Origin of the sequence: Nostoc sp., from assembly GCF_036917455.1 — a bacterium.
Taxonomy (GTDB): Bacteria; Cyanobacteriota; Cyanobacteriia; order Cyanobacteriales; family Nostocaceae; genus Nostoc.
This window is the reverse complement of sequence record NZ_JBALDK010000169.1, coordinates 1-18,082: the sequence shown is the minus strand read 5'-3', so window position 1 is coordinate 18,082 and position 18,082 is coordinate 1. Positions and strand designations below refer to the sequence as shown.

Genomic DNA, 18,082 nt, shown 5'->3' with positions numbered 1-18,082 from the left:
TTCGCTTTCCCGCAATGCTTCTCCTATTCGGTGGCGCTCACTAATTTCTGCCTGTAGTGATTTATTAATTCTTGTTAACTCTGCTGTTCGTTCCTCAACCATATTTTCTAGCTGATTAAGTAGATTGCTTACTGCCTCCTCTGCTTGCTTGCGCTCAGTAATATCAGTATGTGAGCCTACCATCCGCACTACTTTAACATCTTCATCCCACAGTGCTTGACCTCGATCCAAAATCCATTTGTAAGTACCGTCTTTACATAAAACTCGATGCTCAGTAATGTAAAACGGTGTTTTCTGAGCAAAGTGATCTTGAATTGCTTGTGTCACCCAGTTGAGATCGTCTGGATGTACTCGTGTTATCCTTTCATTTAAATGGTTAAAAATTTCGTAGTCTTCATAACCGAGCATTTCCTTCCACCGAGCCGAGAAGAAAATTTCATTGGTTTTAACATTCCAGTCCCAAATTCCATCATTATTGCCGCGCAAAGCTAATTGCCAGCGTTGTTCGCTTTCTCTCAACACCTCTTCAGTTCGTATGCGTTCAGCAATTTCCTTTGCTAGTTGGTAGTTTGCAGCCTCTAACTGGGCAGGACTTGGTAGAGCTAGTGCTTGGGGTATTAATGGCACAAGTTCTATAGCTGTCAACACGGAAACAAAAGCGGTGATAGCTTTGAGTAGCCCTGATAGCCAATAGGTAGGATACCAAAGCGTCCAAACATCCATCAAATGCGTTGTGCCACAAGCAACGATGAATGCGCCAAACATCAGAAACATCCAGTCGAAAGGCACATCTCGCCGTTTACGGACAAAATAAACTAGCATAACTGGAATTGAATAATAAGCAAATCCAGTTAACACATCTGAAACCAGATGCAACCACACCAATCCTGGTTTCCAGAGATAGCAATGTCCGTGAGGAATAAACTGGCTAGCAGAGAAAAAATTATTTAAAAATTCCATTATAATTTAGGAATGGTATCAAAAGTAACGACACTCCTCAAATTTTAGCTAAATAGTGGTGATTCACCGAACCGAGTATATTCTTGTATAACTTTCGCCAGAGAATAATCTAGTACCGCTTGGCGGAAGTAAGCAGACCATTAAAACCTACAAAAATTCGGCGGACTGCAAGGCTTAAAAATGGTATGTGTATTTCCGCCGTGCTGTACTAGAATGTTGCTGAAATCTCGGTACAGAAATTTTGATAGGTAAAATAAGCGTTTTTCTTTGTTTTCTAGACTCATTTTAATGAAAAAATAATTCCTGGGATAGAATTTTTTTTACTCTTATGGTAGAAGTTAAATAAAAAACTAGATGTTATCCTAAATTTAACGATGAGAGAATAATTCATAATAAGTAATTAAAATTTATGATGCAAGTGTATATAGCTTTATTTTAAACCTTGCTTTTTTTGGGAAAGCGGCTCTAGTCGTAGGTTCTGAATCATAAATAAGTAATTACTAATTATGAATTAGTTTGGGTATGACAAATATTCAGGTGTTATGGAAGCATCAAATGGGTTTAGTTTTTTCTCCAACACTTCCAACACAAAATAGGTGAAAGAATCCTCAATCTATACTATTTTTCCAAATTTACCTAACTTAGCACTGGATTGAGTAGAAAATATCAGTTTTGAACATCAATCAACCACAGAAATCTAAAACATAAAAGAAACCATGACTATAAAGCCTTTCGATTTATCTAAAACTGTTTTGGCTACTGTCTTTGCCATCAGTTTCGCCTCTATATCCTTACCTTCTTCTGTTTTTGCCCAAAGTGGAGGCTCCGGTAGCGGAGGTTCTAGTGGTGGTAGTAGCTCAGGTAGTAGCTCAGGTAGTAGCTCAGGTAGTAGCTCAGGTACTGGAACCACAGGTAGTGGAACTACAGGTAGTGGAACTACAGGTACTGGAACCACAGGTAGTGGAACCACAGGTAGTGGAACCACAGGTACTGGAACCACAGGCACTGGTATAAATGGCAGTGGAACCACAGGTAGTGGAACCACAGGTACTGGAACCACAGGTACTGGAACTACAGGCACTGGTATAAATGGCAGTGGAACCACAGGTACTGGAACCACAGGTACTGATTCCACAGGCAGTGGAACTACAGGCACTGGTATAAATGGCAATGGAACTACAGGTACTGGAACCACAGGTAGTGGAACTACAGGTACTGGAACCACAGGCGGTGGAACTACAGGTACTGATTCCACAGGTAGTGGAACTACAGGTGCTGGAACCACAGGCAGTGGAACTACAGGTACTGATTCCACAGGTAGTGGAACTACAGGCACTGATTCCACAGGTAGTGGAACTACAGGTACTGGAACTACAGGCACTGACACTACAGGTACTAATAGGAATACAGGTGTCACAGCTTCCGAAAGAACTAGCGATCGCGGTTTTGATTGGGGTTGGCTGGGTTTATTTGGTCTACTCGGTTTAGGCGGTCTGGCTCGTAATCGCGATAAAGTCCGAACTTATAATGATCCCAATGAAGTAACAGGTACTCGTTCTAGATAGTATTCACCACACTGTAAGAATCATACAGCCGTCATTTCTGTCAACTTCAGATTAGATTAGTAGGGGCACAATATATTGATATTGCGTCCCTATAATTACATCCGAGTTTGCTCAAGTGGAGCAACTGTCTTACACAATGAAGATTACATTTGCCAAAACTTGGATTTTTGTTAACGCTCGCACAAGACGTTGAGCTTGATGTTTATAAAGTGGTATTGGCAACACTCCAGGCAAATTATTCATCCATTGCCTAGCAGTAGCTAAACTACATCCCGTAATCAAGACTATTTCTTCAGCGCCATACATAACAGCATTTGTAGTCAGAGCTTTTTCAATCTGCACGCTCCATTGGCGAGGCAGCATTTCACCCCATTCAATTCGCTGCAAACTACTACTTGTGGCTAAAACAATCAAGCGATCGCCAGCATAAAGCTTAACATCATACCAAGGCATCAACGAGTAATTATCTCGCCGATATTTATGGTAGAGAATCGGCACAACACTGTAGCCAGATGCGATTTCGGATAGAAGCAACCCATTGAGGGTAAGTCTATCTCATTAGTTATGAGGGGTAAAGGAACGAGCCGCGTTCGCGCAGCGTCTCGTTAGAGAAGGACGAAAAGAACGCAAAGGAAGAAAAAATAGGAGAGATTGAAAAATTAATTTATCCCTCAATTAAATTTTGACAGACTGCTAGCAGAATTGGCATCTAAAAATAATGTCGCTTGGGATTGTTGACGGAGAACAGAAGCCGGACAGTCTGTACTTATAGCTCCTTGCAACATTTGTTTTACCACATTCGCTTTACGTTTTTCTGGAGCGAGACAGATAATTTTTTTAGCTGAACAAATCGCTGAGATAGTGACAGTAAAAGCATATTGTGGGACAGTTTCTAGATTTGGAAAGTGACCTGTGCTTACTTGTTGCTGACGGTTCACTGTATCTAGTTTCACTAGTTTCACACTGTAAGGATCTTGAAAATTTGCTACTGCTGGATCGTTAAAAGCTAAATGTCCATTTTCGCCAATACCAAGACAGCATAAGTCAATTGGTTGTGCTTGCAATAATTTGGTGTAGCGATCGCACTCGTTTACTGGTTGCAGTGTATCACCTTGTATATAGTGAAACTCTTTAGGAGCAACCCGCTTCTCTACACGTTCTCGCATATAGCGCCGGAAACTTGCAGAATGGTCAGCAGTAATTCCCAAATATTCATCTAGATGGAACAGAATAATTCGTGACCAATCTACACCACCCAATGCAATCAAAGCATCAAGAAATTTGAGTTGGGAGTTACCTGTTGCCAACAATACAGCAGCTGTATCCTGTCGTTTGAGAACTTGCTGTAAATGCTTTTGGGCGATTTCGGCAACATCCTGGGCCATTTCTGCTTCAGAGTTGTAAATCTGCACCAGTAAATCATCAACGCGAAAAAAGTTTGTAGCGGTTAGCATTTGCTTACATAGAAGGTTATCAATAATTCACAAGGGGCTTAAGTTCCTTATCTCAACTTCCAATCTCATACCCATAACTTTTTTCTCCAATGCACCACCTTCTATTTTGGCGCATCTTCATACAGAATTGGTATAACTAAATTTATACCTTGGAAACCATATCCTACTTGGAGGATGTACATCCTCAACGCTAATGGCAAAAAACGTCAAGGTGTAAATTTACTTAAAATACCTTTTTAGAATGTCGATTTTTATATTGACTTCTGGTTGTCCTATTATCTGTGCTAGGAGCCATCATTTACAGTGATAGGATGTAAAATATGGGTTGCTTATAGCAAATGCATTATCGTTGTGGAAGAAATAACTTTATCAGCCCTCTCTCTTCATACTCTTTTTTTGGGGGAAGATATTCTGATGAGCAAGTATATTTTTAGTAGCCTTACAGATGATGAACTTAATTTTTCTGAAGATGCAGAGGTTTTTATCTTCCCCACCTCTTTCGCCCAGCAACGATTGTGGTTTCTCGATCGTTTAGCACCGGGCAATCCATTTTATAATGTGTCAACAGCACTTCGTCTGACAGGTTCTCTGAACTTCACCGCCTTTAAGCAGACATTCAATGAAATTATCCGTCGCCACGAAATCTTACGCACTAGGTTTGTGATAGTAGACCAAGAACCAGTACAGGCGATCGCTGCACAAAGCTGCCCTAACGCACCCAGCTTAAGCATACCTTTTCCCCTAATAGATATACGCAATTTCGAGAGCCAAGAACGTGAGACACAAGTGCAGCGAATCGCAACCGCAGAGGCTCAATATCCTTTCAATCTCGCTACTGAGCCATTGCTGCGAGTGAAGCTGCTACAACTAGATGAAGCAGAATATGTGCTGCTGCTAAATCTACATCATATTGTTGCCGATGGCTGGTCAATTGGAGTGTTAATTAGAGAATTGGGGGTATTATACAAAGCTTTTGTAGAAGATCAGCGATGTCTAATGTCTACGCCTCTGCCAGAACTACCCATTCAGTATGCAGATTTCGCCCAATGGCAACGGGAGTGGCTACAAAGCTTAGAGAGAAACGGGTATTCACCCTTACAAACACAGTTAGCTTATTGGCAAAAGCAATTAGACGGGATTTCAGCGCTAAATCTCCCCACCGACCGACTAAGACCAGCAGTTCCAACCTACAGGGGTGCAAAACAATTTTTAGAGCTACCACAGTCCTTAACTCAAGGGTTAGAAGCACTGAGCTACCAAGAAAATGTTACGTTGTTCATGACAATGCTGGCAGCCTTCCAAACTTTACTCTATCGCTACACGCAGCAAGAAGATATTGCAGTCGGTTCTGCGATCGCTAATCGCAACCGGAGCGAACTAGAGGGGTTGATTGGTTTTTTTGTCAATAGTTTGGTACTGCGTACAGATTTTTCAGGGAACCCGACGTTTCAAGAATTGTTAAATCGAGTGCGAGAGGTAACTTTAGGAGCCTACACCCATCAGGATTTGCCCTTTGAAAAGCTGGTAGAGGAACTTCACCCAGAGCGAGATTTGAGCCGCCATCCTTTATTTCAGGTTGTATTTAACCTGCAAAATACTCCTATTGAAGCGCTAGAGTTACCTGGGCTAAAGCTTTCGCTATTCGACTTCGACAGCAAAATTGCAAAGATTGATTTAGAGTTCCATCTGTGGCGAGACTTGGAAACTCTCAAAGGAGAAGTGGTATATAGCACCGATTTATTCGATCGAAGCACTATTACGCGAATGCTAAGACATTACCAAATACTGTTAGAAGGTATTATTGTCAATCCCAAACAGCGTCTTTCAGATTTGCCTTTGCTTACTAAAGGAGAACGACAGCAATTATTAATTGATTGGAACAACACTAGAAAAAAATACTCAGATAATAAATGTTTTCATCAGTTATTTGAAGCACAGGTGGATAAAAATCCAGATGCAGTTGCACTTGGATTTGGTAATCAGCAACTCAGCTACAAAGAGTTAAATATACGCAGCAATCAACTTGCACATCATCTCAAAAAAATAGGTATAACAATTGAATCTTTAGTTGGCATTTGTATAGAGCGATCGCCAGAGATGATAATCGGGTTATTAGCTATCCTCAAAGCTGGTGGCGCATACCTACCTTTAGATCCTAGTTATCCTCAAGAGCGTCTTAACTTAATGTTGGAAGATGCCCAAGTTTCAGTATTGCTAACACAACGAAAATTACTTCAGCATTTTACAGAATTCTCAAAACCAATTATTATTAATATAGACAAAGATTGGGCAACTATTACACAACATAGCCGAGGAAACCCAAAGAGTTGTGTAACACTTGAAAACTTAGCTTATGTTATCTACACTTCTGGCTCAACAGGACAACCAAAAGGCGTTTTGATAAAACACCGGGGGCTGTCTAATTTGGCAGCACAGATTGAGGTTTTTAACTTACAACCGAGTAACCGCATTCTGCAATTTGCATCATTGAGTTTCGATGCCTCAATTTTTGAGATTGTGATGGCATTGCAAATAGGAGCAACTCTTTATTTAGCAGATAAAGAATGCCTTCTACCTGGAAAAGCTTTACTCCAACTATTACGCGAAAAAGCTATTACTCACGTTACCCTCCCACCTGCGGTTTTGGCAGTCTTACCTACAGAATCACTCCCCGCATTGCAAACTATTATTAGTGCAGGCGAATCATGTTCCGAGGATATAGTAAAACGTTGGTGGAGTTCTAGCCGGAAGTTTTTTAATGCTTACGGCCCTACTGAAGCAACCGTTTGGTCAACTGTTACAGAAATTAAATCTGTGAGTGAAAAACCTCCCATTGGTTGCCCAATTGCTAACACTGAAATTTATATATTAGATAAGCATTTACAACCTGTACCAATTGGTATTCTAGGCGAATTATATATCGGTGGTAATGGGTTAGCACGAGGCTACCTAAATTGTCCTGAATTAACTGCCGAAAAGTTTATTCCCAATCTTTTTAATGATAAAAAAGGATCAAGACTTTACAAGACAGGTGATTTAGCCAAATATCGACCAGACGGTAATATCGAGTTTTTAGGACGCATCGATAATCAAGTAAAAATTAGCGGTTTCCGCATTGAGTTGTTCGAGATTGAAACAGTTATAATTCAGCATAAAAATATACAAGAAGCAATTGTAATTTTTCAAGGTAATCTATCTGAAAATAAGTATTTAGTAGCTTATATTGTTTCTAAGTCACCGCAGGAGCAAACAATTATTGAACTACGTGAATTTTTAAAAGAAAAATTACCAGAATATATGACACCAAAGGCTTTTGTAATTCTGGATTCTCTACCGCTAACAGCTAATGGCAAAGTGGATCGTTCTGCACTAAAAGCAGTTGATATTCGGAGCCGCTCAATAGATAAAACCTTTATTCCTCCTCAGACTTCAACTGAGTCAACCTTAGTAAAAATTTGGGCTGAAGTTCTTAACACTGAGAATATAGGTATTCATGACAATTTCTTCGATTTGGGAGGTAATTCGCTGCTAGCTGTCCGTTTATTAGACCAGATAAACAAACAGTTTGAACGCGATCTACCTTTATCTAACCTGTTTTTAAATCAAACGATTGAAAGTTTAGCAATTGCTCTATCTTCAAAAACAGATTATCTGGCCTGTTCTCCTTTGGTTCAGATTCAACCGAATGGTTCAAATCCACCTTTTTTCTGCGTTCATCCAATTTTTGGTGTTGTCTTTCCTTATTATGAATTAGCTCATCAATTGGGCAATAATCAACCATTTTATGGACTACAGCCTATTGGACTTGATGGGGAAACTCCATTAAACCGCATTGAGGATATGGCTAGCCACTACATTGAAGCGTTACGCTCAGTACAACCGAAAGGCCCTTATTTTATTGGAGGTTGGTCTTTTGGAGGATGGGTTGCTTTTGAGATGGCCCAACAACTCCAAAATTCTGGAGAGGAGGTAGCTTTAGTTGCTGTGCTTGACACTATAGCACCAATTAAGAGCAATCTACCTTCTTTGAGTAATACTTTTAAGTTTATTCTCACAACAGTAATACCATATATGTGGCCCTTTTTCCTCGATTATTTGCGTCTAATTACCGCTTCTAACAAGAACCGGGATAACAGTTTAACTTCTGGATTGACTAATTTTAAGAAGCTGATGCGATCGCTAAAAACAAATCTCTTCTCGCAGTTCATCCAAAAGGAGGATGTCACAGCCGACCTTATATCTGAAGAAGCCAAGTTAAGGCTTGTAAGTGAGTCAGCAATTGTTCCTATGCTTCGTGTTTTTTACGCCAATAGCCAAGCAGTTCTCAATTACGTTCCGCAAGTCTACTCTAAGCGAATTAATCTTTTCAGAACAAAAGTTCAGTTAAACATTGCGGAGGGAGAGCCGAGTATGGGTTGGGATCAGCTAGCTGTGGGAGGAACGGAAATTCATCATATTCCTGGCAATCATCTAACTATGCTCAGAAAACCCCATATCCAGGTTCTCGCCGCAGAGTTAAGAGCTTGTATTGAGGAGGCACAAATTTTAAAATGAGGATCAATATTAGCAATCCTATATGATTTGTGAAAAAAATAATTTTTTATAACGAACCGCAGAGGCACAGAGAAGCCAGTGCGTTGCGGGGGTGGAGGAGTTTGTAGCACCTGGCGCAACGCAGAGAGAATAAAGAGATATTTTCACGCATAATTTAGGATTGTTATATGTCTTCTGAAGAGGTTTTCGTCTTTCCAATATCTTTTGCCCAACAACGGTTATGGTTCCTCGACCAGTTGATCCCTAACAATACTATTTATAATGTGCCGACAGTAATTCGCTTAACAGGTTCGCTTAATTTAATGGCACTGGAGCAGACTTTTAACGAAATTGTGCGTCGCCATGAAAGCTTACGTACTACATTTATAGTATTGGATGGGCAACCTCTACAGGCAATCGCACCCAGCTTGACGATACCTATTTCTGTATTAGACCTCCAACTACTGCCAGATGCTGAAAGGGAGATTGAAGCAAGGAGGATTGTTAACGCAGAGATAGAACATCCCTTCGATTTATCCTCTGGGTCATTGCTGCGAGTGAAGTTGCTTATGCTTTCTAAGACAGAACATATTCTATTACTTAATATGCACCATATTATCTGTGATGATTGGTCTATTGGGGTGCTGATTCGGGAACTGGGAACGCTGTACACAGCTTTTGCACAGAACCAGACTGCCCTGCTATCAGAATTGCCTCTTCAATATGCCGACTTTGCTCACTGGCAACGTGAGTGGCTACAAGGAGAAGTGCTGCAAACGCAATTAACTTATTGGCAGCAGCAATTAAATGGTATTTCTATGCTGCATTTGCCTACCGATAAACCAAGACCAGCGACACAAAGTTATCAAGGAACAACAGAATTTTTTGAGCTACCAAAAAAGCTAACTGATGCACTAGAAAAGCTTTCACAGCAACAAGAAGTCACCTTTTTTATGACATTGCTGGCAGCATTCAAAACTTTACTTTATCGCTATACACATCAAGAAGATATTGCGGTAGGTTCGCCAATTGCTAATCGTAACCGCAGCGAAATTGAAGGTCTAATTGGGTTTTTTGTCAATAGTTTAGTCCTACGCAGCAACTTATCTGGAAACCCAACTTTTCGAGAACTGTTAGGTAGAGTCCGAGAAGTCACACTAGGAGCTTATAGCCAGCAAGATTTACCATTTGACAAGCTAGTTGAAGAACTGCATCCAGAGCGAAACTTGAGCTATCATCCGTTATTTCAAGTAGTGTTTAGTTTCCAGAATGCGCCAATGTCGGCACTAGAGCTACCTGGATTAGTGCCTAGCTTTATGAATATTGAATTAAAAAAAACCCGCTTTGATTTAGAACTACATTTATGGAAGTGTTCTGACGATTTTAGGAGCTTGTGGGGTGCAAACTGGGAATATTCTGAAGGACTCCGTGGCGTAATAGTTTATAACACAGATGTGTTTGAGCAAGCTACTATTAGCCGAATGCTGGAGCATTTTGAAACTCTGTTGTCAAGTATTGTCACAAATCCAGAACAACGTATTGCAAATTTACCGCTATTAAGTGAAACACAGCTACATCAGGTATTAGTGGAATGGAATAATACTAAAGTAAATTATCCTCATGATAAGTGTATCCATCAATTGTTTGAGGAACAGGTACAGCATCATCCTAATTCTATAGCATTAATCTTTGGGAACGAGCAACTCACTTATGAAGAGTTGAATAATCGCAGCAATAAGCTAGCACAATACTTACAAAAAATCGGGGTAGGTTCAGAAATATTAGTAGGAATTTGTATTTCTCAATCTATAGAAATGATAGTTGGGTTATTAGGCATTCTGAAAGCAGGAGGAGCATATCTTCCTTTAGATTCGAGCTATCCTGAAGAACGCCTAAAGTTTATGCTGGAAGATACACAGGTTTCATTACTGTTAATAGAAGAAAAGTTACTCAAGTCTTTTGAATGGTTCTTAAATCCAATTATTTGCATAGATAAAGACTGGGAAATTATTACTCAAGGAAACAAAAATAACCTTAAAAGTAGCGTTAAATCTGACAATTTAGCTTATGTTATTTACACTTCTGGTTCTACAGGAAAACCCAAAGGAGTGGCTATAACTCACAAAGCTGTAAATCGGCTTGTGTGCAATACAAATTATATAAAATTGTCACCCTCAGATAAAATCGCCCAAGCCTCAAACATTTCTTTTGATGCAGCAACATTCGAGATTTGGGGAGCGCTACTGAACGGCGCTCAACTTGTGGGTGTTAGCAAAGATGTAATCCTTTCGCCTCACGAGTTTGCATTATATCTACAGCAGAAAGGCATTAGCATCTTGTTTTTGACAACAGCTTTATTTCAACAGATTGCTAGAGATGTTCCGCAAGCTTTTGCTTCTTTGCGATATTTACTATTCGGTGGCGAGGCTGTTAATATAAGATGGGTTAAAAAGATTCTAAAATATAGTGCGCCAAAGCATTTAATTCATGTTTATGGGCCTACAGAAAATACAACATTTTCATCTTATTATCATATACAAGACTTACCAGAATCAACTACACTTATTCCCATTGGTTGCCCGATAAATAATACACGAATTTATATATTAGATACCCATTTACAACCTTTGCCTATTGGCGTTGTTGGCGAATTATATATTGGTGGTGATGGTTTGGCGCGAGAATATCTCAATCGCCCAGAATTAACTGCTGAATACTTTATTACAAAATTTAGTAATAAATCCAAAACACGTCTTTACAAAACTGGTGATTTAGCCCACTATTTACCAGATGGCAATATTGAATTTTTAGGACGGATTGACAATCAAGTAAAGATTCGTGGCTTCCGCATTGAATTATCAGAAATTGAAGCGGTGTTGAGCGAACATCCAGCAGTAAAAGAAGCAGTGGTCATTGCTGATGAAGACATCGCTGATAATAAGTATTTGGTGGCTTATATTATTCTTAATGTAGTAGAAGTATCAAATTTGGCATCTATGCTATGTAAATTTTTGAAAGAAAAGTTACCAGAATACATGGTGCCAAAAGCTTATGTGGTACTAGAATCAATACCATTAACAGCTAATGGTAAAGTAAACCGTCGCGCTTTACCTAGACCTGATATAGTAATCGATAGATATGATTATGTGGCACCGCGATCGCAAGTTGAAGAGTTACTTGGAGAAATTTGGGCTAAAATCTTGCTAAAAGAGCAGATAGGTGTCCATGACAATTTCTTTGAATTGGGCGGTCATTCTCTATTAGCGACTCAGTTAATTTCCCGAATCCGAGATACCTTTCAAATAGATGTAACTGTACGCAATTTATTTGAAGCACCAACTATTGAACAACTTGCTAAGTGCATTGATACTATGTGTTGGGCAACAAAAGGTGCTGATAAAATTGAAACTACAGGGCAAAAGCGAGAAGACGTTGAATTTTAAGGATATGAGCAACTAGCGCAAAACGTACTGACTGCTTCGCTAAACTGCTGGTTTTGTTCCATCAATGCCATGTGTCCACCTGGTTTTAGGGTGACTCTTTCAGAGTAAGGCAATTCTGCTTTCATGCGATCGCTCGCCACAGGTTTAGTTGCTATATCTGAAGCCCCACACATTACCAGTACAGGAACGTTAATAGTTGCAAGTGTGTCTGTTTCGTCGAACTTCAACATTCCCAGCGTGCCACGAGCCAAAACACCAGGCGAACCCAATGCTGATAATAGACCTGCAAAACTTAGTTGACCGCGTGTTTCAGTACCCGTAAATCCAGACAGTTCTACGGTGATGTACAGCGAACCATTAAAATAGGAAAGCCAAGTCATCAACCAAAAAATTGGCCACAGCACAATAGTCAGGTACAACACAGGTTCGAGTAGCGGTTTCTGCAATTTCTCGTTCATACCACTCATAAAGAATGTAGATTCCTCCGCCAAGCACTCCAACAGACAGCAGTTGAACCAGCCATACAAATAGAAAATTATGAAGCATGAATATCATGAGCCTAAACCTTGCAATACCTTGTTAACTGCGTTGTCTTTTAACTTGATACCATAGTTACAATCATTCAACTTTCACTCTCAAGAATGATTTATATAGTGTTGTAAGTATGATAAAAATGCTGGGTTAGTTAATAACTACAAAGTAAAAACAGTTGCGAAGAGGTATAATTTTGGATACTGTTGAGTTTTTATCTTATCTTCGCAGCTTAGATATTCAAGTTTTTATTGATCGTGAAAAGTTTCGTTGTAACGCACCTGAAGGAATTCTGACAGCAGAACTACGTGCAGAAATTCAAGAGCGGAAAGCAGAAATTATTGAATTATTAAAAGTAAATAATCATACTAACAACCACAGTTTTAAACCTCTCCTACCTATTTCGCGGTCAGAAAATATTCCCCTCTCCTTTGCTCAACAACGGCTGTGGTTTCTTGACCAATTAATTCCTAATAATCCTTTCTATAACATTCCAGTCGCTTTACATTTAACAGGTTTGCTAAATTTAGGCGCACTAGAGCAAACTTTTAACGAAATTGTGCGGCGACACGAAGCTTTACGCACTACTTTTGTCATCCAGTCAGGGCAAGCAGTTCAGGTAATTAATCCGACGCTAACAATACCTTTACCAATAATAGATTTACGGCAATTGCCACCAGCCGAACGAGAAATAAAAGCACGACAATTTACTAACCAAGAAGCTCAACGTCCTTTCAATTTATCAACTGATTCGTTGTTGCAAGTAAAATTGCTGCGGTTGGATGAGGCACAATACATCCTGTTGCTGAATATGCATCATATTGTCTCCGATGGTTGGTCTATTGGGGTGTTAATTCAAGAAATAGCAGCACTCTATACAGCCTTTGCTAGCAATCAGCCTTCTTCTCTACCGGAACTTACAATCCAATATGCCGACTTTGCATACTGGCAACGCCAATGGTTGCAAGGAGAAGTATTACAAAAACAACTCGGTTACTGGCAGAAGCAATTAGACGGAATTTCTATTTTAAATCTGCCAACAGACAGACCAAGACTATCTGTTCAAACTTACCAGGGTGCAAGGCAACTTATACAATTATCAAAAAGTTTGAGCAAAGCACTTTTAGCTCTCGGACAGCAAGAAGGGGTAACTTTCTTTATAACCTTATTAGCAGCATTTAAAGTTTTACTTTACCGCTACACACAACAAGAAGATATTGCTATTGGTTCACCTATTGCCAATCGTAATCGGAGCGAAATTGAGGGATTAATTGGTTTTTTTGTCAATAGCTTAGTCCTGCGTACCGACTTAACTGGAAACCCAAGTTTTCGAGAATTATTGAATCGAGTCAAAGAGGTAGCTTTAGGAGCATACACTCATCAAGATTTGCCTTTTGAAAAACTTGTAGAAGAACTGCATCCAGAGCGTAATTTGAATCAAAACCCACTCTTTCAAGTGGTGTTCGCATTGCAAAATGCGCCGATGTCAGCATTGGAGTTGACTGGTTTAACTTTAAGCCCGCTACCATTTGATACGGAAACCACACGCTTTGATTTGGAGTTCCACCTGTGGGAACCAAATACTCAAAATGGTTTATGGGTAGATAGCTCAGAAGGAATTAGTGGTTTTGTAATTTACAGCACTGATTTATTTGATGATGCTACTATAACTAGGATGTTAGGAAACTTTCAAATATTGCTTGAGGGTATAGTTGCAAATCCCGAACACCGAATTGCACAATTACCGATATTAAGTGAATCTGAGTTAAATAACTTATTATTTGAATGGAATAATACTCAGTTAAATTATCCTCAAGATAAGTGTATCCATCAGTTATTTGAGAGCATTGCACAACAGAACCCTGATGCAACTGCACTAGTATTTGGCAATAAGCAACTCAGCTATAAAGATTTAAATATACGTAGTAACCAACTTGCACATTATCTTAAAAAACTAGGAGTTAAAACCGAAGTTTTAGTAGGGCTTTGTGTAGAACGCTCTTTTGATATGGTAATCGGGATGTTGGGCATTCTCAAAGCAGGTGGAGCTTATCTGCCTTTAGATCCTAGTTATCCATCTGAGCGTTTGAATTTTATGCTGGAAGATGCTAAAATCTCAGTTTTATTAACTCACGAGCAATGGCTTGAACGTTTGGGAAACAATAATTCAAAAATTATCTGTTTAGATAAAGATTGTGAAATTATTGCTCAACAATTTGAAGATAATCTTCCTAGCAAAGTTGTAGTAGATAACCTTGCTTATGTCATTTATACCTCTGGTTCAACAGGAAAGCCAAAAGGCGTACAAATTGAACATAGAGGATTATTAAATTTGGTTTTTTGGCATCAAAAAGCTTTTGCAGTTTCACCTATTGACCGAGTAACGCAGGTAGCTGGGATTGCATTTGATGCTTGTGGTTGGGAAATTTGGCCTTACCTTAGCATTGGAGCCAGTATCTATACTGTAAATGATGAAATCAGGCGATCGCCTGAATATCTCCGAGATTGGTTAATTTCACAAGAGATCACAATTTCTTTCTTACCAACACCTCTAGCAGAAAAGTTTTTATTATTAGATTTTCCTCAAAATGCAGCTTTACGAATATTACTTATAGGTGGAGATAAACTAAATCAATATCCTTTAGCTTCCCATCCTTTCCAGGTAATTAATAATTATGGGCCAACAGAAAATACAGTCGTGACAACTTCCGGTTATATTTCTGTGAAGAATAGCGATAATGTAGCACCTACAATTGGTCGTCCGGTTGCTAATACCCAAGTTTATATACTAGATAAACATTTACAACCTGTACCCATTGGCGTTTCAGGAGAGTTATATATAAGTGGTGATGGATTAGCAAGAGGTTATTTAAACCGTCCTGATTTAACTGCTGAATGCTTTAGTTTTCATCATTTTACTAATAAGTTAAAAGCACGACTTTATAAAACAGTTGATTTAGTCCGCTATCGAGTAGATGGCAACATTGAATTTTTAGGCCGCCTCGACGAGCAGGTAAAAATCCGTGGCTATCGCATTGAGTTGGGCGAAATTGAAGCAGTACTGAGTCAGCATCCAGCAGTACAGCAAACTGTAGTAATAAGTCGTGAGGATAAAGAAGAGGAAAGGCAGTTAGTAGCTTATGTAGTAGCGAAAGCTGAATATAAGAGTGAGCAGGAGAATATACAATTAATGCAATTGCAGAATGAGCAGGTTTTGCAATGGCAGATGCTCTATAACGAAACTTATAATCAACCTGCTGCTGATTCAGATGCAATATCCAATTTTATCGGCTGGAACAGTAGTTACACAAATCAGCCGATTCCAGCAGAGCAGATGCGTAAGTGGGTGAATAATCAAGTCGAGCAGATTTTGGCTTTGAAACCCAAGCGAGTGTTAGAAATTGGTTGTGGAACAGGTTTAATTCTATTCAGAATTGCACCTCACTGCACTAAATATTGTGCAACAGACTTTTCCCTAGTTTCACTTAACTACATTCAGCAGCAGTTAGAAAAGCAAAAAATGCCGCAAGTAACGCTGTATCAGCAAATGGCTACTGACTTCGAGAAAGTAGAAACATCAGCTTTTGATGCAGTAATTCTCAACTCAGTTGTACAATATTTTCCTACGATTGATTATCTGATTAGTGTATTGGAAGGTGCTGTGAGGGCAACTGCTCCAGGTGGCTTTATTTTCATAGGAGATGTGCGTAGTTTGGCACTATTGCAAGCTTTCCATGCATCAGTGCAACTGGAGCAAGCTGAACCTTCTCTTACCCGCTCTGAGTTACAGCAACGGGTTCAAATGCAAGTTTTTCAAGAAACAGAGTTGGTAATTGACCCAGCTTTTTTTAGTGCAATCAAGCAAAGCTTTCCCCAGATTAGCCATGTACAAATTCAACTGCTGCGGGGACGCGATCGCAATGAGTTAACTCAATTTCGGTATAATGTGATTCTTCAGATCGGTGATGAAATTATTAATACTGAAGTGAATTCAGTATTAAACTGGTCTGAAGATAATTTAACAGTCTCAGCAATGTCTGAGTTATTAATTAAGAATAAACCAGAAATTTTATGTATTAAAAATGTACCTAATGCGCGGGTGATGGCAGCAGTTAAAACAGCAGAATGGCTATCAAATGTAGAAGGTTTTAAAACTGTAGGTCAAATGCGTAAGGCTTTGCAAGAAATTGAAAATTTAGGAGTAGAGCCAGAAGATTTATATACATTGGATGTACCTTACGGAGTTGAGATTACTTGGTCACATTCAAATATTCAGGGACAGTATGATGTGCTTTTTGTACGGCAAGATGAAATAGGTAAGAGAACTATTTTTCCACATAGCACGACTTACTCTCGTCCCTGGCAATCTTACGCTAATAATCCCTTACAAGCCAAAGGTGCGCGGAAATTAGTCCCGCAGTTGCAGGCTTACGTAGCACAAAAACTGCCTGAGTACATGATGCCATCAGCTTTTGTAGTATTGGAATCTTTACCTTTAACAGCTAATGGTAAAGTCAATCGCCGCGCCTTAAGAGCATTCTATGATGCAACTAAGCCTAAATTTCCTGAAAATTACATTGCACCTCGCACTCCTGTTGAACAAGTGTTGGTGAAAATTTTTGCTGAGGTTTTGGGACTTAAGCACGTAGGAATTTATGACAATTTCTTTGAACTAGGCGGTCATTCATTACTAGCAACTCAGCTTGTCTCTAGAGTGCGTGATACCTTGCATGTGGAGTTGCCTTTGCGTAGCGTATTTGAAGCACCGACAATTGCACAAATCTCTAAGATAGTGGAAAGCTTTAAACAAAGCAATCCTCAAAGTCAAGCCCCACTTTTAGTACCACTCTCACGTGAAAGTCGGCGGATTAAGTTATCTTCCTTAAATGAAAAGAGCAAGGAGCGTTAATACTAGGAGCAACGCAAAAAAGTGAGCTCGGGGTTTGCTTCTCAATTACATCCCTCTATTCTCAACAAAAGCTGGTTTTTTAGTTGCGATCGCAATGGTGGACTGAATAATAAGGTATTCAATCCACCATTATTGAGTTACGAATCAGAGACGACCTAGTTAAACCTTAGACCTCTTACAAAAATCCTTGAATCACCCCTCCCCAACCCTCCCCAACACATCGGGGAGGGCGCAAGATTTCAAGTTTCCCCCAATATATCGGGGGGATTAAGGGGGGTCTATTCGACTTATGCAAGAGGTCTGTTGACTCGTTGGAGTCAGCTTTACTCCTGATCCCCATCAATTTTTTCGATATCATCAGGTGTACCAGTGGCAGAAATTTTTGATGTGCCAGATTTACCTGCACCCGAATTGCCGCCAGAAGCGCCAGCACCGCCTGAGTGTTTAGAATCAGTGTTGCCTTGTTCTTCTTGAAGTTGTTCAAGGCGGTTTTTTTCTTGAGCTTTATCTTTTTGGTCAGCCATATTTTCAAAACATTTTTAGCGTAGCGATCGCTATATACTCTAACATTTTCCTTATGGGCTAGTGCTATGGCATCAGTGAGAGGTTAAGATAATCGCACATTTGTCAAGAGGGTGCAGGAAAAGGCGATAAATCTAGCTTAGAGACTGGCTTTCGCAGATATTT

8 protein-coding genes and 1 pseudogene are annotated in these 18,082 nt (G+C 39.6%); 4 read left to right on the top strand and 5 right to left on the bottom strand.

What is annotated here, in order from left to right; genetic code table 11:
• Window positions 1-135: 135 nt before the first annotated feature.
• Window positions 136-960: pseudogene (locus tag V7K42_RS17685) on the bottom strand (PAS domain-containing protein); the annotation flags it as partial.
• Window positions 961-1,676: 716 nt separating this feature from the next.
• Between V7K42_RS17685 and V7K42_RS17680 the strand changes: the two are divergent.
• Window positions 1,677-2,525 carry a hypothetical protein gene (locus tag V7K42_RS17680; RefSeq protein WP_334918279.1) on the top strand — a complete coding sequence of 283 codons (849 nt, stop codon included), beginning with the start codon at window positions 1,677-1,679 and terminating at the stop codon, window positions 2,523-2,525.
• 129 nt (window positions 2,526-2,654) lie between these two features.
• On the opposite strand, the gene V7K42_RS17675 is transcribed toward V7K42_RS17680, so the two are convergent.
• Complete coding sequence (locus V7K42_RS17675) at window positions 2,655-3,059, bottom strand: hypothetical protein (RefSeq protein WP_334918277.1); 405 nt, start codon at window positions 3,057-3,059, stop codon at window positions 2,655-2,657.
• 137 nt (window positions 3,060-3,196) lie between these two features.
• Window positions 3,197-3,979 carry a glucosamine-6-phosphate deaminase gene (locus tag V7K42_RS17670; protein WP_334918275.1) on the bottom strand — a complete coding sequence of 261 codons (783 nt, stop codon included), beginning with the start codon at window positions 3,977-3,979 and terminating at the stop codon, window positions 3,197-3,199.
• 414 nt (window positions 3,980-4,393) lie between these two features.
• On the opposite strand from V7K42_RS17670, the gene V7K42_RS17665 reads away from it, so the two are divergent.
• The gene (locus tag V7K42_RS17665) at window positions 4,394-8,533 is read left to right on the top strand and encodes a non-ribosomal peptide synthetase (RefSeq protein ID WP_334918273.1); all 4,140 of its coding nucleotides are present in this window, start codon (window positions 4,394-4,396) and stop codon (window positions 8,531-8,533) included.
• Window positions 8,534-8,700: 167 nt separating this feature from the next.
• Window positions 8,701-11,955 (top strand): non-ribosomal peptide synthetase, encoded by a 3,255-nt coding sequence (locus tag V7K42_RS17660; RefSeq protein WP_334918271.1) that lies wholly within the window; start codon window positions 8,701-8,703, stop codon window positions 11,953-11,955.
• Here V7K42_RS17660 and V7K42_RS17655 read toward each other — a convergent pair.
• Window positions 11,952-12,422 (bottom strand): alpha/beta fold hydrolase, encoded by a 471-nt coding sequence (locus tag V7K42_RS17655; protein WP_334918269.1) that lies wholly within the window; start codon window positions 12,420-12,422, stop codon window positions 11,952-11,954. The genes V7K42_RS17660 and V7K42_RS17655 overlap by 4 nt on opposite strands.
• A gap of 260 nt (window positions 12,423-12,682) precedes the next feature.
• On the opposite strand from V7K42_RS17655, the gene V7K42_RS17650 reads away from it, so the two are divergent.
• Complete coding sequence (locus tag V7K42_RS17650) at window positions 12,683-17,395, top strand: amino acid adenylation domain-containing protein (protein WP_334918267.1); 4,713 nt, start codon at window positions 12,683-12,685, stop codon at window positions 17,393-17,395.
• A 323-nt stretch (window positions 17,396-17,718) separates the two neighbouring features.
• Here the strand turns inward: V7K42_RS17650 and V7K42_RS17645 are convergent, their stop codons facing one another.
• Window positions 17,719-17,919 carry a hypothetical protein gene (locus V7K42_RS17645; RefSeq protein ID WP_334918265.1) on the bottom strand — a complete coding sequence of 67 codons (201 nt, stop codon included), beginning with the start codon at window positions 17,917-17,919 and terminating at the stop codon, window positions 17,719-17,721.
• Window positions 17,920-18,082: the final 163 nt, after the last annotated feature.

Bases quoted from the DNA above. Each gene is read 5' to 3' on its own strand.
- V7K42_RS17660 (WP_334918271.1), top strand. From the start codon at position 8,701: ATGTCTTCTGAAGAGGTTTTCGTCTTTCCAATATCTTTTGCCCAACAA.
- V7K42_RS17680 (WP_334918279.1), top strand. From the start codon at position 1,677: ATGACTATAAAGCCTTTCGATTTATCTAAAACTGTTTTGGCTACTGTC.
- V7K42_RS17645 (WP_334918265.1), bottom strand. From the start codon at position 17,919: ATGGCTGACCAAAAAGATAAAGCTCAAGAAAAAAACCGCCTTGAACAA.
- V7K42_RS17665 (WP_334918273.1), top strand. From the start codon at position 4,394: ATGAGCAAGTATATTTTTAGTAGCCTTACAGATGATGAACTTAATTTT.
- V7K42_RS17670 (WP_334918275.1), bottom strand. From the start codon at position 3,979: ATGCTAACCGCTACAAACTTTTTTCGCGTTGATGATTTACTGGTGCAG.
- V7K42_RS17655 (WP_334918269.1), bottom strand. From the start codon at position 12,422: ATGAGTGGTATGAACGAGAAATTGCAGAAACCGCTACTCGAACCTGTG.